Origin of the sequence: Phocaeicola dorei (genome assembly GCF_013009555.1) — a bacterium.
In the GTDB taxonomy this organism is placed as follows: Bacteria; Bacteroidota; Bacteroidia; order Bacteroidales; family Bacteroidaceae; genus Phocaeicola; species Phocaeicola dorei.
In genome coordinates this window covers 5,506,385-5,532,145 of record NZ_CP046176.1, presented here as the reverse complement: position 1 = coordinate 5,532,145, position 25,761 = coordinate 5,506,385, and the positions used below count along the sequence as shown (strand labels likewise).

23 protein-coding genes are annotated in these 25,761 nt (G+C 36.0%); 15 read left to right on the top strand and 8 right to left on the bottom strand.

The window, feature by feature from the left end:
* Positions 1 to 4: 4 nt before the first annotated feature.
* A complete protein-coding gene (locus GKD17_RS22680) occupies positions 5 to 3,988 on the bottom strand; it encodes a hybrid sensor histidine kinase/response regulator transcription factor (RefSeq protein WP_032935966.1) in 3,984 nt (1,327 codons plus the stop codon).
* 394 nt (positions 3,989 to 4,382) lie between these two features.
* On the opposite strand from GKD17_RS22680, the gene leuS reads away from it, so the two are divergent.
* Together leuS and GKD17_RS22670 are read left to right on the top strand one after the other, a co-directional pair.
* Positions 4,383 to 7,217 carry a leucine--tRNA ligase gene (gene leuS, locus GKD17_RS22675; protein ID WP_007834203.1) on the top strand — a complete coding sequence of 945 codons (2,835 nt, stop codon included), beginning with the start codon at positions 4,383 to 4,385 and terminating at the stop codon, positions 7,215 to 7,217.
* A gap of 82 nt (positions 7,218 to 7,299) precedes the next feature.
* On the top strand, positions 7,300 to 8,196 hold the full coding sequence (locus tag GKD17_RS22670) for a YitT family protein (RefSeq protein ID WP_007834202.1): 897 nt from the start codon (positions 7,300 to 7,302) through the stop codon (positions 8,194 to 8,196).
* A gap of 104 nt (positions 8,197 to 8,300) precedes the next feature.
* On the opposite strand, the gene GKD17_RS22665 is transcribed toward GKD17_RS22670, so the two are convergent.
* Positions 8,301 to 8,828 carry a GNAT family N-acetyltransferase gene (locus GKD17_RS22665; protein ID WP_007834201.1) on the bottom strand — a complete coding sequence of 176 codons (528 nt, stop codon included), beginning with the start codon at positions 8,826 to 8,828 and terminating at the stop codon, positions 8,301 to 8,303.
* A gap of 159 nt (positions 8,829 to 8,987) precedes the next feature.
* Here GKD17_RS22665 and GKD17_RS22660 point away from each other — a divergent pair, with 159 nt between their 5' ends.
* Positions 8,988 to 9,569, top strand: coding sequence for a non-canonical purine NTP diphosphatase (locus GKD17_RS22660; RefSeq protein ID WP_007834200.1), 582 nt, complete (start codon positions 8,988 to 8,990; stop codon positions 9,567 to 9,569).
* Positions 9,570 to 9,852: 283 nt separating this feature from the next.
* On the opposite strand, the gene nadA is transcribed toward GKD17_RS22660, so the two are convergent.
* Entirely contained in the window at positions 9,853 to 10,845 is a 993-nt protein-coding gene (nadA, locus tag GKD17_RS22655; RefSeq protein ID WP_007834198.1) for a quinolinate synthase NadA, read from the bottom strand.
* A 582-nt stretch (positions 10,846 to 11,427) separates the two neighbouring features.
* Between nadA and GKD17_RS22650 the strand changes: the two genes are divergently transcribed.
* Positions 11,428 to 11,964, top strand: coding sequence for an RNA methyltransferase (locus tag GKD17_RS22650; RefSeq protein ID WP_007834196.1), 537 nt, complete (start codon positions 11,428 to 11,430; stop codon positions 11,962 to 11,964).
* 30 nt (positions 11,965 to 11,994) lie between these two features.
* Here the strand turns inward: GKD17_RS22650 and GKD17_RS22645 are convergent, their stop codons facing one another.
* Positions 11,995 to 12,501: a DUF4294 domain-containing protein gene (locus GKD17_RS22645; RefSeq protein WP_007847909.1), complete on the bottom strand. Its 507-nt coding sequence runs from the start codon at positions 12,499 to 12,501 to the stop codon at positions 11,995 to 11,997.
* Positions 12,502 to 12,663: 162 nt separating this feature from the next.
* Between GKD17_RS22645 and GKD17_RS22640 the strand changes: the two genes are divergently transcribed.
* Both GKD17_RS22640 and GKD17_RS22635 read left to right on the top strand, forming a co-directional pair.
* Entirely contained in the window at positions 12,664 to 14,736 is a 2,073-nt protein-coding gene (locus GKD17_RS22640) for a helix-hairpin-helix domain-containing protein (RefSeq protein WP_007834194.1), read from the top strand.
* A gap of 45 nt (positions 14,737 to 14,781) precedes the next feature.
* Positions 14,782 to 15,558 (top strand): radical SAM protein, encoded by a 777-nt coding sequence (locus tag GKD17_RS22635; protein WP_007834193.1) that lies wholly within the window; start codon positions 14,782 to 14,784, stop codon positions 15,556 to 15,558.
* Positions 15,559 to 15,629: 71 nt separating this feature from the next.
* Here GKD17_RS22635 and GKD17_RS22630 read toward each other — a convergent pair whose 3' ends face one another.
* Together GKD17_RS22630 and GKD17_RS22625 are read right to left on the bottom strand one after the other, a co-directional pair.
* Positions 15,630 to 16,328: a response regulator transcription factor gene (locus GKD17_RS22630; RefSeq protein WP_007834192.1), complete on the bottom strand. Its 699-nt coding sequence runs from the start codon at positions 16,326 to 16,328 to the stop codon at positions 15,630 to 15,632.
* Positions 16,325 to 17,638, bottom strand: a complete 1,314-nt coding sequence (locus GKD17_RS22625; RefSeq protein WP_007834191.1) for a sensor histidine kinase — start codon at positions 17,636 to 17,638, stop codon at positions 16,325 to 16,327. Before GKD17_RS22625 ends, GKD17_RS22630 begins: the two co-directional genes overlap by 4 nt.
* A gap of 132 nt (positions 17,639 to 17,770) precedes the next feature.
* On the opposite strand from GKD17_RS22625, the gene GKD17_RS23520 reads away from it, so the two are divergent.
* The 4 genes from GKD17_RS23520 (at position 17,771) to GKD17_RS22610 (ending at position 19,998) form a co-directional block, all read left to right on the top strand.
* On the top strand, positions 17,771 to 17,893 hold the full coding sequence (locus tag GKD17_RS23520) for a hypothetical protein (protein ID WP_007834190.1): 123 nt from the start codon (positions 17,771 to 17,773) through the stop codon (positions 17,891 to 17,893).
* A 618-nt stretch (positions 17,894 to 18,511) separates the two neighbouring features.
* Positions 18,512 to 19,081 carry a hypothetical protein gene (locus tag GKD17_RS22620; protein WP_008672354.1) on the top strand — a complete coding sequence of 190 codons (570 nt, stop codon included), beginning with the start codon at positions 18,512 to 18,514 and terminating at the stop codon, positions 19,079 to 19,081.
* A 13-nt stretch (positions 19,082 to 19,094) separates the two neighbouring features.
* The gene (locus tag GKD17_RS22615; protein WP_007834185.1) at positions 19,095 to 19,340 is read left to right on the top strand and encodes a hypothetical protein; all 246 of its coding nucleotides are present in this window, start codon (positions 19,095 to 19,097) and stop codon (positions 19,338 to 19,340) included.
* Between the two features lie 511 nt (positions 19,341 to 19,851).
* Complete coding sequence (locus tag GKD17_RS22610) at positions 19,852 to 19,998, top strand: hypothetical protein (RefSeq protein ID WP_007834181.1); 147 nt, start codon at positions 19,852 to 19,854, stop codon at positions 19,996 to 19,998.
* A gap of 65 nt (positions 19,999 to 20,063) precedes the next feature.
* Here the strand turns inward: GKD17_RS22610 and GKD17_RS22605 are convergent, their stop codons facing one another.
* Positions 20,064 to 20,930: a hypothetical protein gene (locus GKD17_RS22605; protein WP_007854809.1), complete on the bottom strand. Its 867-nt coding sequence runs from the start codon at positions 20,928 to 20,930 to the stop codon at positions 20,064 to 20,066.
* 200 nt (positions 20,931 to 21,130) lie between these two features.
* Here GKD17_RS22605 and GKD17_RS22600 point away from each other — a divergent pair, with 200 nt between their 5' ends.
* Both GKD17_RS22600 and GKD17_RS22595 read left to right on the top strand, forming a co-directional pair.
* Positions 21,131 to 21,310, top strand: a complete 180-nt coding sequence (locus tag GKD17_RS22600; protein ID WP_007847917.1) for a class IIb bacteriocin, lactobin A/cerein 7B family — start codon at positions 21,131 to 21,133, stop codon at positions 21,308 to 21,310.
* Positions 21,311 to 21,328: 18 nt separating this feature from the next.
* A complete protein-coding gene (locus GKD17_RS22595) occupies positions 21,329 to 21,499 on the top strand; it encodes a hypothetical protein (protein ID WP_007839227.1) in 171 nt (56 codons plus the stop codon).
* Between the two features lie 594 nt (positions 21,500 to 22,093).
* Here GKD17_RS22595 and GKD17_RS22590 read toward each other — a convergent pair.
* Positions 22,094 to 22,960, bottom strand: coding sequence for a hypothetical protein (locus GKD17_RS22590; RefSeq protein ID WP_007854809.1), 867 nt, complete (start codon positions 22,958 to 22,960; stop codon positions 22,094 to 22,096).
* A gap of 208 nt (positions 22,961 to 23,168) precedes the next feature.
* On the opposite strand from GKD17_RS22590, the gene GKD17_RS22585 reads away from it, so the two are divergent.
* From GKD17_RS22585 to GKD17_RS22575, 3 genes are all read left to right on the top strand, one after another.
* Entirely contained in the window at positions 23,169 to 23,315 is a 147-nt protein-coding gene (locus GKD17_RS22585; protein ID WP_007834179.1) for a hypothetical protein, read from the top strand.
* A gap of 580 nt (positions 23,316 to 23,895) precedes the next feature.
* Positions 23,896 to 24,036 (top strand): hypothetical protein, encoded by a 141-nt coding sequence (locus tag GKD17_RS22580; RefSeq protein ID WP_007834175.1) that lies wholly within the window; start codon positions 23,896 to 23,898, stop codon positions 24,034 to 24,036.
* Between the two features lie 545 nt (positions 24,037 to 24,581).
* Positions 24,582 to 25,748 carry an HlyD family secretion protein gene (locus tag GKD17_RS22575; protein ID WP_007834171.1) on the top strand — a complete coding sequence of 389 codons (1,167 nt, stop codon included), beginning with the start codon at positions 24,582 to 24,584 and terminating at the stop codon, positions 25,746 to 25,748.
* Positions 25,749 to 25,761 lie beyond the last annotated feature (13 nt).

The window sequence follows — 25,761 nt, the reverse complement described above, 5'->3', positions numbered from 1 at the left end:
TTTATCAGGCCTTGATATGTGACTGCTGATACTCGGTAGGCGTCACGCCAAATTCCTCTTTAAAACATTTCGTAAAATACTTAGGATTACTGAAACCTACAGCGTATGCCACTTCAGATATGGTCTGAGTACGCGCAAGCAACATCATACAGGCACGCTTCATCTTTATATTGCGTACAAAGTCCAAAGGTGTCAATCCGGTCATAGATTTTATTTTACGGTATAAAGTAGATTTGGACATGTTCATTTCTTCGGAAAGTCTTTCCAAATCAAATTCAGACTCTTCCAGATGTTGTTCTATGCTTTCAATTATAGACTGCAGAAACAACTTGTCGGCAGACGGATAAGCTAAAGTTTCCAAATTGACGTCTTCTTCTTTACGAAAAGCCGCCTGACGCATCTTAAACGATCTGATAAGATTATCCACACGGGCAAAAAGTACTTTCATTTCAAATGGCTTTGCAATATAACCATCCGCTCCGGCATCATAACTGGCTATCCGGTCATCAATGCCGTTCTTCGCAGTAAGTATGACCACCGGAATATGATTAAAACGCAAATCCGACTTAATACGAGTGCAAAGCTCCCAACCATTGATATCAGGCAACATCACATCACAAATAATCATATCCACTTCATGGTTGCTTAGTTTATCCCAAGCTTGCTGTCCGTCTGCCGCAGTCCATACACTATACTTTTCCTTAAATATTTCTTTCATGATATAGAGTAATTCTGCATTATCATCTATCAACAGAAGAGTAGATTTATCCGTATCTCCATCAGATGAAACATCATCCTCTGCCACAATTACACATTCGGTGATATCCATTGCCACACTTTCCAACTCGTCCACTATTTCATCATGCTTATACCCCGTTCTGTCAATGGGAAGTTCTACCGTAAAACAGGTACCTTTACCTAATTCACTGTCTACTGTGATAGTTCCATGATGAAGATTCACCAACTCTTTCGTCAAAGAAAGCCCGATACCATTCGATTCGATTCCCACCTGTTTCTTACTACTATAAAAACGAGTAAAAATATAATTGATTTCTTTGGATGAGATACCTATTCCCTCATCCTTTATTTTGATAACCAAGACCTTATTTCCTTCCTTATTTATAAGGTATACGTTTACTTTGATACATTTATATTCGGGAGTGTATTTTACGGCATTCGATAACAGGTTATATATTATTTTGTCTAACTTATCAAAATCCAGATAACCTTTAATTTCCAATGGTTCTACGTCAATCTCTAAAATTATGCCTTTCTTTTGAGCAAGAGGAAGAAAATTCGTCTTGCAAATATTCTGTATAAACTCACTGATATTTCCTTCGGACACATTCAGATTCATTTTTCCCACATCCATCTTTCTAAAGTCCAAAATCTGCTGTATTAACCGTTTCAGTTTGTCGGCATTGGATTTCAGTATTACAGACTGTTGTCGGATAGCAGGAACTTTTTGTTCCAAATGGTCAGTAATACAAGAAATGACTGTCAGCGGAGTTAGTAATTCATGAGAGATATTTGTAAAATAGTTCAATTTTGTCCGTGCCAGCTCTTCTTTTAGTTTCACTTCATTTTTGATTTTAATACGCTGCGCATAAGTATGAAAAGACAGATAGACAGCAAGTACAATCAAAACAAGGTAAACCATATATGCCAACCAAGTTTCATAAAAAGCCGGAGCCTGGACAATAGCCAATACAACTTTGCCTTCCATCCATTTTCCTTGTCCATATTTCCATTTTAACCAGAATGAATAAGTACCTTTCTTTAACTGATTATAAAAAGCAGAATTCTTATCATAGGACAGATATACCCAATCCTTATCTACTCCATCCAATTTATAAGCCATCTCTACCTTGGAATTCAATGAATAGATAAGCGATGAAAAAAATATTTCTATATTTCTGGAATTGGGGGCCAAAGAAATCCGGTTGATGGTATGAAGTGATTCATCTTCAGCAAAGAATATACTTTTATTTTCAATTTTTACATCCGTAACGACAGGAGAAAACTGTATCTTATCCGCCAATGAGACACTACCAGACTGAATATGTATAAAACCACGATGCCCACCTACATACAGCCCTCCTTGTCTGTCCCTGCTTATCGCTCTATACCTGAATACATCAACCCATATATTCCCATCCGAAGTGGCATAATTCATACATACCTTCTGATAAATATTATATTGAAGCACCTTTTTGTTAGTTATAATCCACACATTGTTTTCATCAGCAAGTAACCCCAACACAGAGCAATCATCTATCTGATTATCCAAAGCCATATTTTCAAATGCCTCTTTATTCGTATCCGATTTGAATATTCTCCCTAAAGAAGAAACCAACCATAAGCAACCCTCCCTATCTATACAGGCATGATTTACATTTTCCTGTCCTGAAAGAACTGGAATACAAGCTTTTAATTCATAAGATATATTCCTATCAATACAGCTTAACCTGTACACCTTTTTATCAGTAGACACTCCCCATATGTTACCTTCCCTATCACTTGTCAAGGAAGACATCTCTGGAAAATCAGAACTTGCTGCAAGTAAAATAGAATTATCAGGACGCTTTACATAAAGCCCCGACTGGCTAAAAATCCATAAACTACCTTTATTATCTTCAACCAAGTCCCTGATATTTCCCGGATTATAGATTTGTTTTTCCAAATCAATATCCTCTTCCAACTGTATCTTCATACCCTGATGAGTCATTCTCATTACCCGTGCACCATATCTGGGACTGATCCATACTCCTTCCTTAAGCTTGGATTTCACAATAATGCTTACTTCGCCCGGATTTGACAAATTATTACCACTATTATCTGCAAATAGATCTTGTGACAAATCATACAGGCAAAGCCCGTATCTATCCTGATTGACCCACATTACATCATTTTTATCCAAGCAAAGATTCAAGATATTCGCATCCCAACCCATGTGTTTTTTAAGTTGCGGCAAAGGATAATTATCAATCTTCGAATTATCAAAGAAAATAGTATATGCCATATCATAAGACCCCAGCCACAGATTCCCTTCTCTGTCTTTCATGATTTTAGTGTACATCATGTGTGTATCTACCAAATCATGTATATCCACAGATACCAATGTACCCTCTTCGGTATATTGCAAGGCGTAAAGTTCATTATAAGACAATAGCCACAAGTAGCCGAATGTATTATCTTGCGTCATACTATAAAAGATCGGTTCCGTTTCCCCACTTCTGGAATTGATAATATGATGTCTTTTATAACATTCTTCCTCTTCTTTCTTTGGAAAGAACTGCCATAGTCCTTCGCCCCACGTACCAATCCAGTAATTTCCTGATTGGTCTTGATACATAGTATAAGGCGCATTGTTCCTACCTAATGGAGGATAAGTAATAAAGGAATCTGACTTATCATCATACCTGAATAAGCCTCCTCCTGTAAGCACCCACATATTTCCCTCTCTATCCTGATAAACAAAATTAATGACATGCTTATTCTGTTGCGAGCCGAAAATATCATATTCCCTCGCAATAGAAGCTGTAGAATTACATCTATATATTGTATTACCAGCTCCTATCCAAATATTGTCTTCCTTATCTGCTGCCATATAATTAATTCCCTTATCCAACAATCTTGTATCCGGAAAAGGAATTATTTTACAAGCTTGTTTATCATAAAGATTTAATCCTTTCCATGTACCGATCCATACATAGCGAGAATTATCCACTATATTTGAAATTGAATTATTTGTAAGCAAATTCAGATTCTTATAATCAGACCGGAAAGGCTGCAAGCGAAAACCATCATACCGTGCCAGCCCATTAGTGGTTCCTATCCACAAATATCCTTCTTTATCCTGATAGATATCAAAAATCTCATTGGACGAAAGTTGATAGAAAAAAGGAAGCTGCTTAGATATCATGTGCTGCGCACAAACAGAGTATTTACCTAAAAATAAAAGTAGGAAGAGGAAAAAGTACTTCATAGCTATTAGATGTATTGATGGAAGCAAAGTTATGGAAATTAATTGTTTGGTAGATGATTTTAGCAAGGAATTCGTATTGAAACAGGAAAAATAATACACCTATACCTTAAACATCTAAATAATATACTTGTAAGATTTATAATCTTATCCACGGAAGATTATAAATCTTACAACCTTATCATCTATATCTTACAACTGCTATTTGTATAAATAAATACAATAAATTTTGTAATGTATATAACTAATATATACCACTCCCAAAAATGTAAATAAAAACAAATATATATACATGATAAAAAAGTTTTTTATTTCCTGTTCTTTCCATATATCTCCACGACTTTCATTATCTTTGCAACCACTTAATAACAAAGATATTAAATAACAAAAATAGATCATGGAATACAATTTCAGAGAGATTGAAAAGAAATGGCAACAAAGATGGGTAGAGAACCATACCTATCAAGTAACCGAAGACGAAAGCAAAAAGAAATTCTACGTATTAAACATGTTCCCCTATCCATCGGGAGCAGGCTTACACGTAGGACACCCACTAGGATACATTGCTAGTGATATTTATGCCCGTTACAAACGTTTGCAAGGTTTCAACGTGCTGAACCCGATGGGATATGACGCATACGGACTTCCTGCAGAACAATATGCTATCCAGACCGGACAACACCCTGCCATCACCACTGTGAACAATATCAACCGCTACCGTGAACAGTTGGATAAAATCGGTTTCTCTTTTGATTGGGACCGTGAAGTACGTACTTGTGAGCCCGGTTATTACCATTGGACTCAATGGGCTTTCCAACAGATGTTCAATAGCTATTATTGCAATGACAAACAGCAGGCACGTCCCATCAGCGAACTGGCGGAAGCATTTTCTAAATATGGCAACGAAGGATTAAACGCCGCTTGTAGCGAAGAACTACATTTCACCGCTGAAGAATGGAATGCCAAAAGCGAAAAAGAAAAACAGGAAATCCTGATGAACTACCGTATCGCTTATCTGGGCGAAACAATGGTGAACTGGTGTCCGCAATTGGGAACTGTTCTTGCCAATGATGAAGTGGTGGACGGAGTTTCGGAACGTGGAGGTTTCCCTGTGGTACAGAAAAAGATGCGTCAGTGGTGTTTACGTGTTTCAGCTTACGCACAGCGGCTGCTGAACGGGCTAGACACCGTGGACTGGACTGATTCACTGAAGGAAACACAACGTAACTGGATCGGACGCTCGGAAGGTACGGAAGTACAATTCAAAGTGAAAGACAGCGATATTGAATTCACCATCTTTACTACCCGTGCAGATACCATGTTCGGCGTAACCTTCATGGTATTGGCTCCGGAAAGTGAACTGGTTCCCCAACTTACCACCGAAGCACAGAAAGCAGAAGTAGAAGCCTATCTAGACCGTACCAAGAAACGTACAGAACGTGAACGTATCGCCGACCGCCGTGTGACCGGTGTATTTAGTGGCTCATACGCTGTCAATCCGTTTACCGGCGATGCTGTTCCCGTATGGATCAGCGATTATGTATTGGCAGGTTATGGTACAGGTGCTATCATGGCGGTTCCTGCTCACGACAGCCGTGACTACGCTTTTGCAAAGCATTTCAACCTGCCTATCGTTCCGTTGGTAGAAGGTTGTGATGTAAGTGAAGAAAGTTTCGATGCCAAAGAAGGTATTGTTTGCAACTCACCCCGCAAGAATGTCACTCCTTACTGTGACCTTTCTTTGAACGGACTGACCATCAAAGAAGCTATCGCAGCTACCAAAGAATATGTGAAAGCCCACAACCTGGGACGTGTGAAAGTGAACTATCGTCTTCGTGACGCCATCTTCTCACGCCAGCGTTATTGGGGCGAACCGTTCCCCGTATATTACAAAGATGGTATGCCTTATATGATTGATTCCTCTAAATTGCCACTTGAACTTCCCGAAGTGGCTAAATTCCTGCCGACTGAAACAGGCGAACCTCCATTGGGACATGCCACCAAGTGGGCTTGGGATGTAGAAAAAGGCGAAGTAGTGGAAAATACGTTAATTGACCATGTCCATGTATTCCCACTTGAACTGAATACCATGCCGGGCTTTGCCGGTTCATCCGCATACTATCTGCGCTATATGGACCCACATAACAACCAAGCACTGGTATCAGAAAAGGCAGATCACTACTGGCAGAATGTAGACCTCTATGTAGGTGGTACAGAACATGCTACCGGCCATTTGATTTATTCTCGTTTTTGGAATAAGTTCCTGCATGACCTAGGCGTAAGCATCAAGGAAGAACCATTCCAGAAATTGGTAAATCAAGGAATGATTCAGGGACGAAGCAATTTTGTATATCGTATCAAAGATACCAATACATTTGTGTCACTGAACCTGAAAGACCAGTACGAAACCACTCCATTGCATGTGGATGTGAATATTGTATCCAATGATATTCTGGATACCGAAGCCTTCAAAGCATGGCGTCCTGAATATAACAACGCTGAGTTTATCCTAGAAGATGGAAAATATATCTGTGGTTGGGCAGTAGAGAAAATGAGTAAATCCATGTACAACGTAGTCAATCCGGATATGATTGTCGAAAAATACGGTGCCGATACGCTGCGTATGTACGAAATGTTCCTCGGTCCGGTAGAACAGTCCAAGCCTTGGGATACTAATGGTATCGATGGTGTTCACCGTTTCTTGAAAAAACTGTGGAATCTGTTTTATAGCCGCACAGACGAATTCTTGCCTGTAGAAAGTGAACCGACTAAAGAAGAGTTGAAAGCAATTCATAAGCTGATTAAAAAGGTAACCGGAGATATTGAAACTTTCTCTTACAACACTTCTATCAGTGCATTTATGATTTGTGTAAACGAACTGACTTCATTGAAATGCCGCAATAAAGAGGTATTGAGCAATCTCATCATCCTGTTAGCCCCGTTCGCTCCACATTATGCAGAAGAACTTTGGGAAGCTTTGGGAAATACCACCAGCGTATGCGATGCACAATGGCCTGCATTCAATGAAGATTACCTAAAAGAAGACACTGTAAAATACACTATCTCTTTCAATGGTAAAGCACGCTTCACCATGGAGTTCGCTACTGATGCCGATAACAATACCATTCAGGCAACAGTTATGGCAAATGAACAAGCCCAGAAATGGATTGAAGGCAAAACCCCGAAAAAGGTAATCATCGTTCCGAAGAAAATTGTAAATATCGTATTATAATCGATACTATACTTGAGGTGTGTCAAAAGCAGTAACTTTTGACACACCTTTCTACTTTATATTAAAAACAATCCTCATTACCATGGACCAAATATTAAAAATCAAACTAGGCAGAGAGGTAAAAGACTATTTAGCCATTACCTTCGGACTGATTTGCTATGCACTGGGATGGGCGGCTTTCTTACTGCCTTATCAAATAACTACAGGCGGAGTAACCGGTATCGCGGCAATTATTTATTATGCTACGGGAATAGAGATTCAAGTGTCTTATTTCATCATCAATGCTGTTTTTCTAGGATTCGCATTGAAAATATTAGGACCTAAATTCAGTCTGAAGACCATTTATGCCATCTTTATGCTGACATTTCTGTTATGGCTCTTTCAAACATTGTTGAAAGGTCCGGATGGAACACTGCCGCAATTATTAGGACCAGGACAAGAATTCATGGCTTGTGTAGTAGGTGCCGGCTTACTGGGATTTGGTATCGGCATTGTTTTCTGCAATAATGGAAGTACCGGTGGTACGGATATCATTGCTTGGATTATCAATAAATACAAAGATGTAACCCTTGGCCGCATGATGATGTATTGTGATATTGTCATCATATCCTCCTGTTATTTCATATTCCATGATTGGAAACGAGTGTTGTTTGGTTTCTGCGTATTGTTTATCATGAGCATTGTGATTGATTATGTAATAAACAGTTCACGCCAATCTGTACAGTTCCTTATTTTCTCGCGCAAACATGATGAAATAGCCGAAGGAATCACCAAACAAATAGACCGTGGAGTTACCCTATTAGATGGTACAGGATGGTATAGCAAACAAGGAATCAAAGTCGTAGTGGTATTAGCCAAAAAAAGCCAGTCACTGGATATATTCCGATTGGTGAAAGATATTGACCCCAATGCATTTATATCACAAAGTAATGTGGTAGGAGTGTATGGAGAAGGGTTCGACAAACTAAAAATAAAGTAACTAAAAAATAATCTCTTACCATTGCTTCATCGTCCTGTTTTTCAATGCAGAAACAGAACGATGAAGCAATGATAAGATTACCACATATCGGTTATCCTATTCTCTCAAATTTCTATTTTATACAATACATGTCTGCATAGCCAATGCTCTTGTTCCACCAAAGGATGATCGAACTCTTTTTCAAAATGCATTCCTATTTTCTGCATGACCCGTGCAGAACGTTTATTGGGTATGGCAGTGAATGAATATACCGTTTTAAAAGGTAAATTATCACTCGCATAATCCAGACAGGCAGAGGCGGCTTCTGTGGCATATCCCTTTCCCCATACATCCCGGCACAACCGCCATCCTATTTCCACTCCGGGAGTGAAATCCGATTCGAAAGCAATATTATGAAAACCTACATAGCCTAGAAAATTCCGAGTTTTTTTACATTCTACAGCATACAAACCATAACCATATTCTTCAAATTCTTTCTGGATACGACAATAAAAAGCCATCGTCTCTTCCTGTGTCAAAGTAGTGATAAAGAATTCCATTACTTCTTTATCACTGTTCATGCGGACAAACGGAAGAATATCTTCCTCCTTCCAGTCCCGTAACAACAAATGAGGCGTTTCTATATATACCATACTATCAAGTATCAAATGATACCAACGAAGATAATCAAAAATTGAAAATAAACATAGCAAACAAATTATTATTTACCTTTTCACCTATATTATTCTGTCAGGAATTATCTTACTTTGGTTCATTCTCAGTATCTTTGCATTCAATAAATACAATATAAAATGAAAAGGAAATTAGTATTTGCTACAAACAATGCCCATAAATTGGAGGAAATCTCTGCTATCTTGGGTGAAAAGGTGGAATTATTAAGCCTTAAAGATATTAACTGCCATGCTGATATCCCCGAAACAGCCGATACACTGGAAGGTAATGCAATGCTGAAAGCGGAATATATTTTTGAAAACTATGGTCTGGACTGCTTTGCCGATGATACGGGCCTGGAGGTGGAAGCTTTGAATGGTGCGCCGGGTGTTTATTCCGCCCGTTATGCCGGAGGTGAAGGACACAATGCGGAAGCCAATATGCAAAAATTATTGCAGAATATGCAGGGAGCCCCCAACAGAAAGGCACAGTTCCGTACAGCTATCTGCCTAATTCTGGATGGAAAGAAGCATTTGTTCGAAGGAATTGTAAAAGGTGAGATTATCAAAGAAAAACGAGGTTCGTCAGGTTTCGGGTACGACCCCATCTTTGTGCCCGAAGGATATACTAAAACTTTTGCCGAACTAGGCAATGAGACGAAAAACAAAATCAGTCACCGTGCGCTGGCCGTAGAGAAGCTTTGCCGATTTCTGAAGGCGTAAAAAAGTAAAACTGTATAAAATTAGTTATATCATTTGTTTACTTCCATCGACTCTCATAAAAATAAGTATTTTGTTTTCCTTTGAAAACAATTTTGACGGAATAATGATTTCCATGAGAACCATTATCCCGTCAAAACAAGTCTTTAATAAAACAGAACCAGCAATGTCACTCCTATTCCGATGATACATCCTATCATAAATCTTTTCCAGAAGAATTCCCTTTTACTTTTAGGAACAACAGAAACGTCTTTTATCAACCATATCTTGTTATCTTTTACAAAAGTCATAATCCCAGCTTCTCCGAAATTTCCAGCATCTTCTTGATAGGTTTCACCGCCTCCTCAGCTATTGCTTCATCCACTGCCACTTCCGGCCATTCATATTTTAATGTATTGTACAACTTTTCCATCGTATTCAACCGCATAAAATTACATTCATTGCAAGCGCAGGTACTGTCTTCGGGAGGAGCGGGAATAAAGTTTTTTTCAGGACATTTCTTACGCATTTCGTGCAGAATACCGCTTTCCGTAGCAACAATAAAATCTTTCTTGTCGCTAGTAATGGCATATTTTAAAAGTCCTGCCGTAGAAGCAACCTTATCGGCTAGTTTGGAAACGGCTCCTTTACATTCGGGATGAACCAGAATGGCAGCGTTAGGATACTGTTTTTTCAATTCCAGTATCTTCTCCACAGAAAACTGTTCGTGCACATGGCAGGCACCATCCCAAAGCAACATATCGCGTCCTGTAATCGAATTGATATAATTACCCAGATTTCTATCCGGACCGAAAATAATCTTCTCATCTGCCGGAAAACTATCTACGATTTGCTTGGCATTGGTAGAAGTGACCACCACATCAGTCACCGCTTTAACAGCCGCTGTAGTGTTAACATACGAAATCACTGTATGGTCCGGGTGCTCTTTAACAAACTTAGCAAACTCATCAGCAGGACAACTGTCAGCCAATGAACATCCTGCATTCAAGTCCGGTACCAGCACTTTTTTATCAGGACAAAGAATCTTAGCCGTTTCACCCATAAAGTGAACACCACACATCACAATGATATCAGCATCCGTTTTAGCCGCCCATTGTGCCAGCGCCAAGCTGTCACCTACAAAGTCGGCGATATCTTGTATTTCGCCCGACTGGTAATAGTGACCTAGGATAAGCGCATTCTTTTCCTTACGCAACTTATCAATTTCAGTCTTCAAATCCAGAGTTTTGTCTACCGGTTCGGTAACATACCCTTTTTTCAACCATTCTTCTTTATTCATTATATCTATATTTTTTCTTCTTCTTTCAAAAAAAGAAATATGGTATTGATAATAGTCTGTTCATATTGTTAGTAAAAATAGTACTCTTTTCCTTGCCTGATAAGTTATTCATTTGTAATAGTGAGATATGAATAAGTAATCAACTGGCTTAAGCACTGATTATACTGTCTTTACTTGTTCTATTAACAAACTGTTGATAATATGCAAAGTTAAAAACTTTATGGTTATGAATGCCTATAATAGTGATTAAATTGTGTTGATATTGATTGTTTAAGTTATGTGATTAATTTTTGGATTGTTGATTTTAAGTGTATGTTATACCATTATTTGAAATATGCAAGAAATACTTTTGAAATGATATCCTCATCCTTTTTACATGTTTTCAACCGTTATCAACAGGGGGATGTGAATTAGTTATTATCTTTTTTTGTATAAAGAAATCCAATTGTAAAACAGATGGATTTGGGACTGAAGTAAAAATAAAAAGAGAGTAGGGGAGACTTCTTTTTCATTATATAGGCGTAAAGATCATAGATTTTTATGTAAGTTTGTAACCGTTAATAATAAAGTAGAAAATAGAGTATGAGGAAACTCAAAATAACAGAACTGAACCGGCTTACTGTAGACGAATTCAAGAAAGCCGATAAGTTGCCTTTAGCAGTGGTGCTGGATGAAGTACGCAGTTTACACAACATAGGATCAGTGTTTCGCACATCGGATGCATTTTTGGTAGATTGCATTTATTTATGTGGTATTACAGCCACTCCTCCCCATCCCGAAATGCATAAAACAGCTTTAGGAGCTGAGAATTCGGTGGAGTGGAGATATAAAAAGAATACGCTTGATGCCGTTCAGGAACTTCATGATCAAGGGTTTATCGTATTGGCTATCGAACAGGTGGAAGGCAGTACTTTGCTGGATAAACTGGAACTGGATGCCGATAAGAAATATGCCATCGTAATGGGAAATGAAGTGAAAGGGGTACAACAGGAAGTAGTCAATGCCTGTGACGGATGCATCGAGATTCCCCAGTATGGTACAAAACATTCGTTAAATGTATCAGTAACGACAGGGATTATTGTATGGGAGTTTGCCAATAAATTAATGAAATTCAGATAATAAGAGTAAAATTCAAACAGTAGGAATCAGTTAGATTTGTCCGTTTTCAACTAACAATACCACCCGTTCGGTCAGTCGATCCTCTCCTTCCGGATGATATTCTTTCTTCAGGCTGGCACCAAAAAGTGCTGCAAAAGTTTGATAGAATCCGGCTTTAAAGGGTCCCATAAAAGCTTTTACCAATTCATAAGAGGAAGAATCCGTCTGACGGTTTACTAACTTTATCAACAGTTTGCCCTGTGAAAAGGTTAATTTCTTCATAATCGGTGTATATTGCTCTTTTAGTCCCTTCTCTACGAGTTTCAGGTGCTTTTCCCTGGCTTTTTTGTCAGGCAATGTTTCTATATATTCGTAAGTTTCTATTACAGCACGGTTAATTTCACGGGCTAATGGCAGGGTTTTCTTCACATTCCTTACCAAGCGGTAGTATTCCCGTCTTTCTTTTTCGTTTTTGAATTTTAATGGTCTGAAAATGTATACATTAGGTAACTGTACAGCTGGAATAGTATCTCCTTTGTATACACATACAGGTACCATGTATCCGTTTATAGTAGTCGTTTGTTGCTGGGAATGAGCAGCAACGGCTATAAAGGAAAAAAACAATGCTATAAAGAGTTTCCTTTTCATCTTGGTGCAAAAGTAGCAAGAAATATGATTACTCTGTATAGTGGATAAAACTATTTAACTTAAAACACGCCAATGAATTACAAAATGAACAGGTTGTTGAAAGTAATGTTAATTATCTGTATTACAATACTTTTGTCGGTGCATAACCTGTGTGCGCAGGAAGTATGGGAAGAACTGGTAGAGCAATTGATGGATGAAGATGAAAACAGTTCGTTTCAATGGGATACTCACTTTGAGGAGCTTTCCGAATTACGTGAAAATCCCATCAATATCAATACAGCAACTAAAGAGCAACTGGAACGTTTTCCATTTCTCTCTGACCAACTGGTAGAGAATATATTGTATTATCTGTACAAATATGGTCCTATGCTTACCCGCAATGAGTTATGGATGATTGAAGATATTGACAGGCAGACTATTCACTATTTACTACCCTTTATTTACTTTGAAACTCCTGAAAAAGAGCAATATAAACCAAATATAAAGCGGATATTGAAATACGGTAAACAAGAGTTATCAACACGTGTTGATATTCCTTTTTATACGAAGGCCGGGTATCAACAGTACCCGGCAGAAACTTTAAAAAAGAATCCGAACAAACAGTATTTGGGATATGGATATTATCATAATCTGCGATATAGTTTTCATTATCGGGATCAGATTTATGCAGGAATTACTGCTGAAAAGGATGCAGGAGAACCTTTCTTTACCGGACAAAATAAAAAAGGTTATGATTTTTATTCACTATACTTGTTAATTCGTAATATAGGTCATATCAAGACTTTAGCTCTTGGTAATTACCGTGTCAGCTATGGTTATGGACTAGTTATCAACACTGATTTCGGGATGGGAAAAACAGCTACACTCTCTACTTTGGGAAATAAGAGCCGGGGAATACGCAAGCATTCTTCTACCGATGAATATAACTATTTTCAAGGAATGGCAGTCAGCTATAAGTTGGCGAAAAGATGGACATTGGATGGTTTCTATTCTTATCGGAAGATGGATGGTATTGTTGATAATCAGTTTATAAGGTCGTTGAAAAAAGATGGATATCATCGGTTGTATCGTGAGTTTGAGAAGAAAAATACATTAACTAATCAGTTGGTTGGCAGTAATTTAAATTATAATGGAAAGTACTGTGAGTTAGGATTAACAGCTGTTTATAATGTTTTCAACAAGCCGTTGAATCCTGAGAAGAAGTACTATAATATTTATTATCCCCGTGGAAAGGACTTTTATAATGTGGGAGGAGATTATAAATTCTTTTGGAAACGCTTCTCTTTATTGGGTGAAACGGCTATAGACAAATGTGGTACTTGGGCAACCATGAATATGTTACGTTATTCACCGAAAGGAGGAACACAGTTAATAGTTATGAACAGGTATTATGATGCCAAATATCAATCGGTTTATGCTCGTTCTATAGGAGAGGGAAGTACGGTACAAAATGAGAGTGGATTTTATATAGGATTGGAAACCAGTATTTTAAAGTATATCAAAATGACTTGTTATGGTGATTTTTTCTATTTCCCTTGGAAGAAATATTTAGTAAGCAAAGCAGGAACCAAAGGATTGGACGGATTACTCCAATTAAGTTATTCACCTACTTATGAACTGGAAATGTTTATAAGATATCGTTATAAAAAGAAGGAAAAGGACTTCACTGCTGAGGATAAAACCAAGCAAACTATTCCATCTATTCAGCAGAAATGCCGATACCAATTGAATTATAGCGTGAAAGATAAGCTGACATTGAAAACCATAGCGGATTATGTACGCATCAACTTTCGTGGGCAATCTGCTTCCAATGGTTTTCTGGTTTCTCAAAGTGCTGCTTATACCTTCCATTTGCTTCCTCTTCAGCTTGATTTGAGTGCCGCATGGTTTAACACAGATGACTATAATTCCCGTCTTACTATCTATGAAAAGAGTGTGCTCTATGCTTTTTCCATGCCTTCATTCTATTATAAAGGTATGCGTGTGGCAGTGAACGCCCGTTATGAATTGAATAAACACATTATCTTGCAGGCCAAGTACGGAACTACTCATTATTTCAATCGGGATAAGATAAGTTCCGCCTTGGAGGAAATTGACGGCAGTACAAAGAGTGACCTTTATTTGCAGTTGAGGCTGAAATTCTGAAAAACATTCTGTATTTTTGTACTGTTATCAACTGAAAAAAAAACTATGTCAACAATCATTTATCCTTCTCCCATCTTCGGTCCGGTACATAGTCGTCGTTTGGGAGTTTCTTTAGGAATCAATCTTCTTCCTGAAGATGGCAAGTTTTGTACCTTCGACTGCATTTATTGTGAATGTGGTTTTAATGAAGATCATCGTCCGAAAAAGAAACTGCCTACTCGCGAGCAGGTTCGTGAAGCTTTGGAGGCCCGTTTGATTGATATGCAGCAAAATGGTCCTAAACCGGATGTGCTGACTTTTGCCGGTAATGGCGAACCGACGGCTCATCCTCACTTTGCAGGAATTATAGAGGATACTTTGGCACTGCGTGATAAATATTTTCCCCAGGCAAAAGTGAGTGTATTGAGTAACTCTACTTTTATTCACAAACCGGAGGTATTTGATGCATTGAATAAGATAGATAATAATATATTGAAACTGGATACCATTGATACGGATTATATCCATTTGACGGATCGTCCTACTGGACATTATGATGTGCAGAAAATTATAGAAGGCATGAAAGCTTTCAAAGGAAAGCTGATTATTCAGACTATGTTCATGAAAGGTACCTATCAAGGTCAGGATGTGAATAATACGACAGACCGGTATGTGTTACCTTGGTTGGAGGTTGTGAAAAAGATAGCTCCGCGTCAAGTGATGATTTATACCATTGACCGCGAAACGCCCGATCATGATTTGGAAAAAGCTACTCATAAGGAATTGGATAAAATAGGAGGATTGGTGAAAGAGGCAGGTATTCCGGTTTCGGTTTCATATTAAGTGAAAAAAGTAAGTTAACTTCGAGGGGCAAGTAAGTTAACTTACTTTGCTCATGAACATATCTTACTTTTTCAGGTCAGTAACAATGTATAACCTACTCCTCGGATATTTTTCAATTCAATGCGAGGTTCATCTTTCAACAGTTTCCGCAATTTCGTGATAAAAACATCCAGGCTGCGTGATTTAAAATAATCGTCTTCCGTATCCCAAAAACGGCTTAGAATAGCTTTTCTTTCCACAGTTTCATTTATATTCTTACAGAAGAGTTGAAGTATTTTTGCCTCGCGTACAGTTAGCATCTTTTTTTCTTCAGTTTCATCATTATACAGTGTGGCATGTTTGGCATCCAGTGTGAAACGTCCCAGTTTATAATGTTCATTTTCATTGCGTGATTTGGTTCCTGCTTTTATTTTAAGAATGGCATGTATATGCGCATCGAGTTCATCGGGCACAAAGGGCTTTTTCACATAGTTATTAACACCTAGTTTATATCCTTCTTTTACATCTTTGGGAGAAGTCAATGCGGAAGCAAATAAAATAGGAGTATCTCCATCAGTTTCACGAATACGCTCTACCATTTGATAACCGTTCATTACAGGCATGTCAATATCCGAAATAATGATATCCGGATGATATTCTTCCCAAGCCTTCAATCCTTCTTTTCCATTCATAGCAGTTATCACTTCATAACCACCAATAATTTCCTGTAATCCACTTTTCACGATATAACTGAAAGTGGGATCATCTTCTACTAATAAAAGTTTAATCATAGTTCCTCCATAATTTTAGGTATAAACAAAGTAAATTCTGTAAAATCTCCTTCTATGCTGTTTACATATATTTTTCCTTCATGTGCTTCAATTACTTGATAAACATAGTTTAAACCTAATCCAAATCCGGTAGCTCCACCAAATTTAGTGCGTTTAGTTGCTGAAGCACGTTCAAACTTGTCGAAAATGGTTCTTTGATCTTTCTCTGAGATACCCATTCCGTTATCATATATTTTTATAATGGTATATTTATCATCGTAATGCGAACTTATTTTTATTTCAATACTCTTTTTGGAATATTTAATGGCATTATCTATCAAGTTGCTCATAAGTTCTTTAAAAAATTCTTCATCAACATATACTTCTTTGGCTTTTAAATCAATAGTGAAATGAATGGGTTTGTCAGATTTTGTTATAAACTTCTCTTTTAAATCCTCAATAATAGGTTCGAATGAGATTTTTTTCTTATTCATTTCCAATTTATGATTTTCTAGTTTTGATAATGTAAGTATCTTATTGGTCAATGCTAATAAATGATCTGCTTCATTTTCTACGATAGTAAAATATTTCTCTTTCATTTCAGGTTTGTCATCCAGTCTTCCACTGTGCAGAAAACTAGTACACATCGTGATAGAACTGAGTGGTGTTTTCATATCATGAATCATGGCATAAGAAAAATCTTCCCTGAGTTGGGCTATTTTATTTTGTCTGGCGATGATTTTTATTTGATATACAATACATCCTATTACAAAAATCATCAATATGACAGTTGCTATTAGCAGTAACCCCATACGTTTAATAATTGTGTAATATGGGTTTATTAAAATCATTTGCACACCTTGTGATAAATCTGTCCGGATCGGAATTATATCTGTTTTTATAATCCCGAATGAATGGATATCTAAATCATTCTTGCTTTTATTCAGAACTTTTTCTGTGTCAGTATTCAGTAGGTAGATAGTTATTGTACTTTCAATATTAGTAGCTTTTAAGAAATCATTGGCGAGGGAATCAACATTAGTTAATGATAGTTCTAATCCTAGTTTTAATAATCCTTCGTTCAAATAGGCTATTTCCGGTACAATTTCGTTAGAATCTTTTATTGGAGCACCATTTATCATTGTTCCCTTAGGTGTTTTTTCAAATCTAATAGAAGCTTCCCTGTTTAAGGACTTCTTTAAAATGTCATTACTATCTTTATATATACTTTGTGAAAACTGTATATATGCATTACATAACCATATAGTTTGTAAAGCTATAATTGCTATTAATCCAAAAATAGTGAGTATTTTAATGTGTCTACCTTTCATGTTTATTTTTTTGCAAAGATAATAACATATTTCTAATGTTAGATAACAATCGGATAACATTTTATTATAAAAATAGCCTGTATATTTGCAATGTAAAACAAATGTAAGTCATTTAAATTAAAACAATAAGTTATGGAAAATATTATTTTAGAATTGAGAAAAGGAGAAAAAGAAAATATTTATGGTGGTGAAGGAAGAGTTGTTTATGTATTGAATGAAGAAGGTAAGTGTATACCCAGATATATAAACAATTAACATAGAGATAACACTTCAATAACAAAGAGTTAGAAAAAAGCAATTTACCTTTGTCGCATCAAAACAAACCCAAAAAGAGAGATATGGAAAAAACGAGTATAAACGAACAAGGTGGGGACGTAAATCACATGACCGGTATACCACTTTTTACTGTCCGCTTGTTCAAAAGAAGAATCAGAGATTGCCCTAATATTGAAATAGGGAAAATAATAACACGAACACAGAACATGATAAGAATTAAATGAAATGAAAACGCTGACGTTAGCAGAATGTATGAATATTTATGGTGGATGCTACATTTACAGTAGCAGTACTAGTCTGACTAGTGTATTTGTAGTACCCAGCCGTTTTAGAGAATTATTTTTTTAGTATATAACAACAAAACACAAAATGAAGTATGAAAAAGAATGATTATTGCATGGTGAAGCCACTCAGTGGCGAGGAATATGCACAGATATCGGGAGGTTATGCGCCTCCTACAGCGGAACAAATGAGAAATATGGACTGTTGGCAGATGTTATCTGCTGGTAGGTTTTTATATAAGTACAATTTTATTAACTAATGTAAATCAGTATCAGTACTTCCTATTGATTTGCATTAATAGAAAACTATATGAATATGAAAAGAATTGTATTTAAAATCGCAAAATCATTTTGCGCTTGCTTTATTACATTGTTGTTCTTTAGTTGTAGTAATTCCGAATCTGTGATGGAAAAAGAAAGGAAAAGTACTGTGATTATTGATATCAAACAAAATGGACTAGGTTATGAATTGAAAAGCAAAGAGGTTCCTTATATCACTCGTGCCTCAGGTCGAAATATAGAACAATTTTATTTATCTGTTTATAGAGAGGATAATAGAGATATAAAACTTGATGCTATTTTGGTGAAAGAAAATATAGACGAAAATAATTATATACTTTATCACTACACGACTGATGAAGTACTATTTGCAACATTATATATATCTGATAATACCTTGAAAGATATAAAATTGGAATTTGATGATGAAAATTTAGTAAAAACAAGAAGTCTTGCTAGTTGGTATCAGTGTGCCAATGATGAATACCAAAATTATAAAGATTTTTATGAGAATAACCACCCTATAGCATGTGATATTGGCGATTTGTTTTTTGGAGCATGTACTGTTGGTGGAGTACTAGGCAGTGCAATTTATTGTGCATTTTAAAATAACAATCAGTATGGAAAAAGAACATATATCAACAGTCCTTTTATTATCGGTTCTGCTAACTTTTATGTGTCCTGTTTTAGGCATAATTCCTTTATACCATAGTATAGAGGCTTGGAAAAAGAATAGAAAGTCAGATGTTTCCTATGTCATCAGTTTAAAAAAAGCATATAGCTGGACAAAAAGAATTTTTATTGCTTTGCTGATAATATGGATTGTTGCAGCAATACTTTTTTTCGGAGGATATTATTTTAGATGATAAATGATATGTCTTGTACGACGATTTAACATTAATCTAAAGATAATAATCTGATAACAAAGAGTTTGAAAAAGTAGATTTATATTTGTCGCATCGAAACAACCCTAATTACTCAGTATGCTAAATATGTAGCTGGTGCGGTCGGTGGTGCAGGTCTTGGTATTTTGACAGGAGCCGGACTGTTTCGGGTGAAGCTTTGGGTGGATACAGTGGAGCATTAGTAGGTGTGGCAACATTCTGTTGAATATGAAAAAGAGTATTCTGTATATTGTATCAGTATTTTTACTTGCTATAGCTTTATTTCTCTATGAGGGAGACCGGGCTAAGTTGATTCCCGTATGCTTTCTTTTTCTGGTAGCGATACTTAATATTAGTGTAAGAAAAAAAGAAGATGATAAAGGGAAATAGTACGGATATTAATGTAATATGACAGTTTCTGTATATGAATGTTCTTGGAGCTATTTTAGAGAATTATTTTCTTAGTATATAACAATAAAACACAAAATGAAGTATGAAAAAAAATGATTATTGCATGGTGAAGCCACTCAGTGGTGAGGAACATGTACAGGTATCGGGAGAGTGTATGCCTCCTGCTGCGGAACAGATGGAACAACTTCGTAAAATATATGGACCATTAGCGGATATTATCTGCTGGTAGGCTTTTAGATAAATACAATTTATTAACTAATAATGCGAATCAGTAGTTGATTTCTGATTCTTGTTTTAAAAAATTAGATAAATGAATGCGATGGCAATTTTTCCCATCGTATGTACTAAAAGTCCAGATGTTGATCTGACTTTCATCGCTCTTTGAATATTTGTTTTCTCATTCAGCCAGTTGAAAAACGCTTCTATAGGCTGTCTGACCTTTGAAACAGCAGTAGAGAACAGTTCTCTTCCAGCTTTCTCTCTTTGAGTAATAACTGGTTCCTCTCCTTTTATTGCTTTCACGGGAGTTAGCATAGTAGTTCCTTGTTCTTGTTGCTTATTGCCCCAGTAAGAAAAATCCGAGTATATCTTATCGGCAAAGATGTTTCTGTTTATAAGGCTATCAGCGGCTTCTCTTTTAAGAACTGTCAGGTCATTCTCTTCTGCCGATGATAAGAGAATCATTTCCGGGAATGGAATAGTTCCTTCCCTGCGGAAGGCTAAAGCATGGAGTTTGAGACCGAAGTAATACATGTTCTTTGTAGAACAGTATCCTTTGGTTGCAATTTCAGTAGCTACCTTTCCTGTTTTATTCTTTCCTGCACAGGTAATAATAGGCATAGAGTCAATAAGTGATGTCATAGAATCGCAATCCTCTGGTTTAAAGAATGTAATGAGATGCTTTACAAGTTCACTAATGGCCTCACTCATCAGGTTTAACCGATAGTTGAATGTCTGATAAGAAGGTAGGTTGGGGAACCATGAGAGCAAATATTCTTCAGTGAATGTATGTATCTCTTTGATTTGGAAGTATCGCTGATAGGCTCCGCAAAACAGATATACGGTAAGCAGTTCCTGGTCTGTAAAGATAGGAGTTGCATTATTACTGAATCTCTGGCAGTAAAACTTCAGTGAAGACTGGTAAATATCGCAGATGTACATATATATTTTTATAAGTTTTAGCTCTTTCTCCTTGGGAATCATAATTAGAATAATGAGTGGTTTTATTCTTCTAATATACTGATTTTCAAGGAGATTGAGAAATAAATAAACGAGATAATTAATTGAATAATAACATTTTAACTAACTGAATCAAGTAGGTATTTCAACTACTGATTCGCATTAATAAAAAAAATACTATTATGAAAAATTTAGAAAATAGTGCTTTGATGCAGGAAATGAATGTGAATGAGATGCAAGAAGTGAATGGTGGATGGGTCGCTTTAGCTCTTGCTGTGGCTGGTGCTGCAATTTATGTATACAATAATTGGGATGATTTTTGCGTGGGGGTTAATGAGGGATGGAACGGAACAAGAAATTAATCATTAAAGTATTATTTTATGAAATGTGTTTATGAAGAATTATCTGAGCAAGAATGTAAATGTTTTTGTGGTGGAGATAAAGCAATGAGAAGTTTGGGGAATAGTGTAGGTTCTATAGGAGCAAGTATTTGTAATTTTTTAGAATATTTTGGTCAGATGGCACAAAATAGTCCAACAGCTTATGGATAAAAACGAATAGATAATGAAACAAACGGATTTACAAAAGGAAAACAAAAAATTGAAGCGAATCAATTTTATCTTGATTATTTATGTGGTTATATCAATTGTTATTCAATTATATAATATACTAGTATGATTAATTTTAAATAAGAATTTATTAGTCAGGATTGTTTATAAGCTTTCCTGACTAGCAACTAGATATCGTAATTATGAGAAAAAAACATAGATTGCTTCACTTGATAGTAGGTTGTCTCTTTATCATAATAATGCTGCTATTCCGGACGTATTACCGTCCTTGGGTATATACAAATCATTTATTTGATTTCTATCTTGCCGATACATACACTAATCTGTTTGGTGAATGTGTTGTTTTTTTTATTCTTGTTTCTCTTTTTTCTCCTAATGAAATGTACAAACCGATTAAGTTGCTTTTCTATTCTTCATGTGGATTGATGATATATGAATTATTGGGATTGATAGTGGAAGGGGGATTATGTGATTATAAAGATATAATTGCTACTTTTGTTGGTGCCTTATTGTCTTATGCAATAAATAGAATGATTATTAGTAATGCGAATCAGTAGTTGATTTCTGATTCTTGTTTTAAAAAATTAGATAAATGAATGCGATGGCAATTTTTCCCATCGTATGTACTAAAAGTCCAGATGTTGATCTGACTTTCATCGCTCTTTGAATATTTGTTTTCTCATTCAGCCAGTTGAAAAACGCTTCTATAGGCTGTCTGACCTTTGAAACAGCAGTAGAGAACAGTTCTCTTCCAGCTTTCTCTCTTTGAGTAATAACTGGTTCCTCTCCTTTTATTGCTTTCACGGGAGTTAGCATAGTAGTTCCTTGTTCTTGTTGCTTATTGCCCCAGTAAGAAAAATCCGAGTATATCTTATCGGCAAAGATGTTTCTGTTTATAAGGCTATCAGCGGCTTCTCTTTTAAGAACTGTCAGGTCATTCTCTTCTGCCGATGATAAGAGAATCATTTCCGGGAATGGAATAGTTCCTTCCCTGCGGAAGGCTAAAGCATGGAGTTTGAGACCGAAGTAATACATGTTCTTTGTAGAACAGTATCCTTTGGTTGCAATTTCAGTAGCTACCTTTCCTGTTTTATTCTTTCCTGCACAGGTAATAATAGGCATAGAGTCAATAAGTGATGTCATAGAATCGCAATCCTCTGGTTTAAAGAATGTAATGAGATGCTTTACAAGTTCACTAATGGCCTCACTCATCAGGTTTAACCGATAGTTGAATGTCTGATAAGAAGGTAGGTTGGGGAACCATGAGAGCAAATATTCTTCAGTGAATGTATGTATCTCTTTGATTTGGAAGTATCGCTGATAGGCTCCGCAAAACAGATATACGGTAAGCAGTTCCTGGTCTGTAAAGATAGGAGTTGCATTATTACTGAATCTCTGGCAGTAAAACTTCAGTGAAGACTGGTAAATATCGCAGATGTACATATATATTTTTATAAGTTTTAGCTCTTTCTCCTTGGGAATCATAATTAGAATAATGAGTGGTTTTATTCTTCTAATATACTGATTTTCAAGGAGATTGAGAAATAAATAAACGAGATAATTAATTGAATAATAACATTTTAACTAACTGAATCAAGTAGGTATTTCAACTACTGATTCGCATATATAACAATAAAACACAAAATGAAGTATGAAAAAAAATGATTATTGCATGGTGAAGCCACTCAGTGGTGAGGAACGTGTACAGGTATCGGGAGGGTGTATGCCTCCTACTGCGGAACAGATGGAACAACTCCATGAGAAATATGGACTGTTGGCGGATGTTGTCTGCTGGTAGCTTTTATGTAAATATAATTTTGACTATAGTTTAGAAATTGTAATATTACTATAATTTTTATATGATATTGAATTTGTAAAAAATAGTAATCAAAATAGTTTATGAGAAAATCTATTTAAACTACTCAGTATATTTATGAAATGAATAAAAAAATATAAATGATGAGATACAAATCAATAATAGAGAAATTCTGTAGAGATAATAGTGGAATAGTTAAAATGATAAAAACTATTTTTCTTTTTGGATTTTTGGTAGTATTTGTATTGTTTGTATTACTCCTTCAAAATTCTAATTTGAATATAGAAGAAAGTATATTTAACTCTATAAATATAGTGAGTAAACTTATTTTACTGATAGTAGCAATTAATTTTATAATACGAAGAAAAAATGGAAAATGATATAATGACATCAAAATTGACATCATCTGAATTGAAAGAAATTCTAGCTGGAGTATCAATGTCTTATTATATGAACTCAAGTACGGCAAGGCAAAATTGGAGTAATATAACTTCTTTTATTGGGGTACTTGTTGGTATAGTTGAATCCCCTCTTTATTAGTATTAATTTAAAAATTATCATTATGAATGAATTAACTTTTGACGAACTTCGACAGATTGATGGAGGATCTTATGAAGAAGGTAGAGAATTGGGACATAAAATAGGTAAAGCATTTTATGGGGCCTGTGCAATGTATGGAGTGTATGTACTCTTTTGCTTATAGTAGAGTAATTTGGTATTGCAATTGTGAAACTAATGTTTTATTTTAATAATTGCGCTTGTTAATTGAGATAGCAAAAAATGCATAGTGTGATATATTGAGATAAGCTAAAGAATATCCACTAAATCAATTGTATAATCCATTAAAAAATGAGTAGAATTAAACTATATACAAAGAATTTTGTCATACTATTTATTTCCATGCAACTAGTGAATTTGATGATTGTTTATTTTAAAACGAAACAGTTTGTATTTGAGATAACTAGTGTGCAAGCATTTATAATTATCTATATAATAGGACTTTTTTATAATGTCATATTGATATATAGAAAAAATAAAGACGCTTGATATCGTTTCAAAAGCATTAATGGTATCATTGGAATTGTCTATAGTGCATTCTAAATAAAGATTCAGTGTTGAAAACATGTCAACACTGAATCTTTTCTGTATAAACTTATAGATATTAACCTAAAGATAACAATTCGATAACACATATCTTTTTTCTTTCATTCTACTTTTGCTGCATGAATCAGTAAAAGTAGAAATGTTATGTTATTACCAAATGAATGGATAGAGAACAGTATTGAAACATACATCTATCAACACACCGCAAAATCCCAAATTATCTATTGGATAGTATTGGCAGCCGTGACTGCCGTTATGATTGCATTGCCTTTTATCTATGTAGATATCTCTGTGCAAGGCAGTGGAGTAGTAAGGCCGGTTACTGAAAAAACTGAAATAAAATCGTCTATCACAGAATTAATAGATTCAGTTTATGTGCGCGAAGGCGATCAAGTGAATAAAGGCGATGTACTCCTCCGCTTCCGCACCAATAACTCCGATTATAAAATCAATTATCAAACGAATCGCCTGAATGACTATGAAGCACATTTGTCAGATTTGGCTTATCTGGCAAAAGGCGAATGTCCTGCCAGGTTTCATTCTCCGGTACGTCAACAGGAATATACCTATTTTATCAAAAAGCAAAAAGAACTGGAAACCTCTTTGGCACAGGCAGAAAAAGAGTATAAGCGCAATAAAAACCTGTTTGATAAGAAAGTGATTTCAGAAGAAGAATATGATAAATATTATTTTCAATATCAAAGCCGGCAAAATGAACTGGCTTCATTGATACAAAGCCAGTTGAGTACGTGGCAGGCAGATCTGAATACGTATCGTAATTCTCGTAGCGAAATGAATACTACACTGAAGCAAGAGTTGAAAGATAAAGAACTCTATATAGTTCGTAGTCCGATAAGTGGAACCATTGATCAATTTTCCGGCATATACAGGGGAAGCAGTATACAGGCAGGACAGTCATTGGCAGTTATCAGCCCGGATTCCACACTGTGTATGGAGATATATGTTACTCCTCGAAATATCGGTTTTATGAGTTTGGGAATGCCGGTCAATGTACAGGTGGAATCATTTAATTATAATGAATGGGGAACATTACCCGGCAAAGTGACCGAAATTTCATCAGACTTCCTAACCGACAGTCAGGGAAACTCATTCTATAAAGTGAAATGTCAAATGGAGCGGAACTATCTTATGCTGAAAAGCGGACAGAAAGGAATATTAAAGAAGGGAATGACCGTCAGTGCCCATTTTATGATAACGCGGCGATCGCTTTTCGATTTGCTCTACCAAAAGATAGACGATTGGGCGAATCCCAAACAATATGAGAATAATGCGATGATAGCTAAATTTTGATTCTACAATTCAT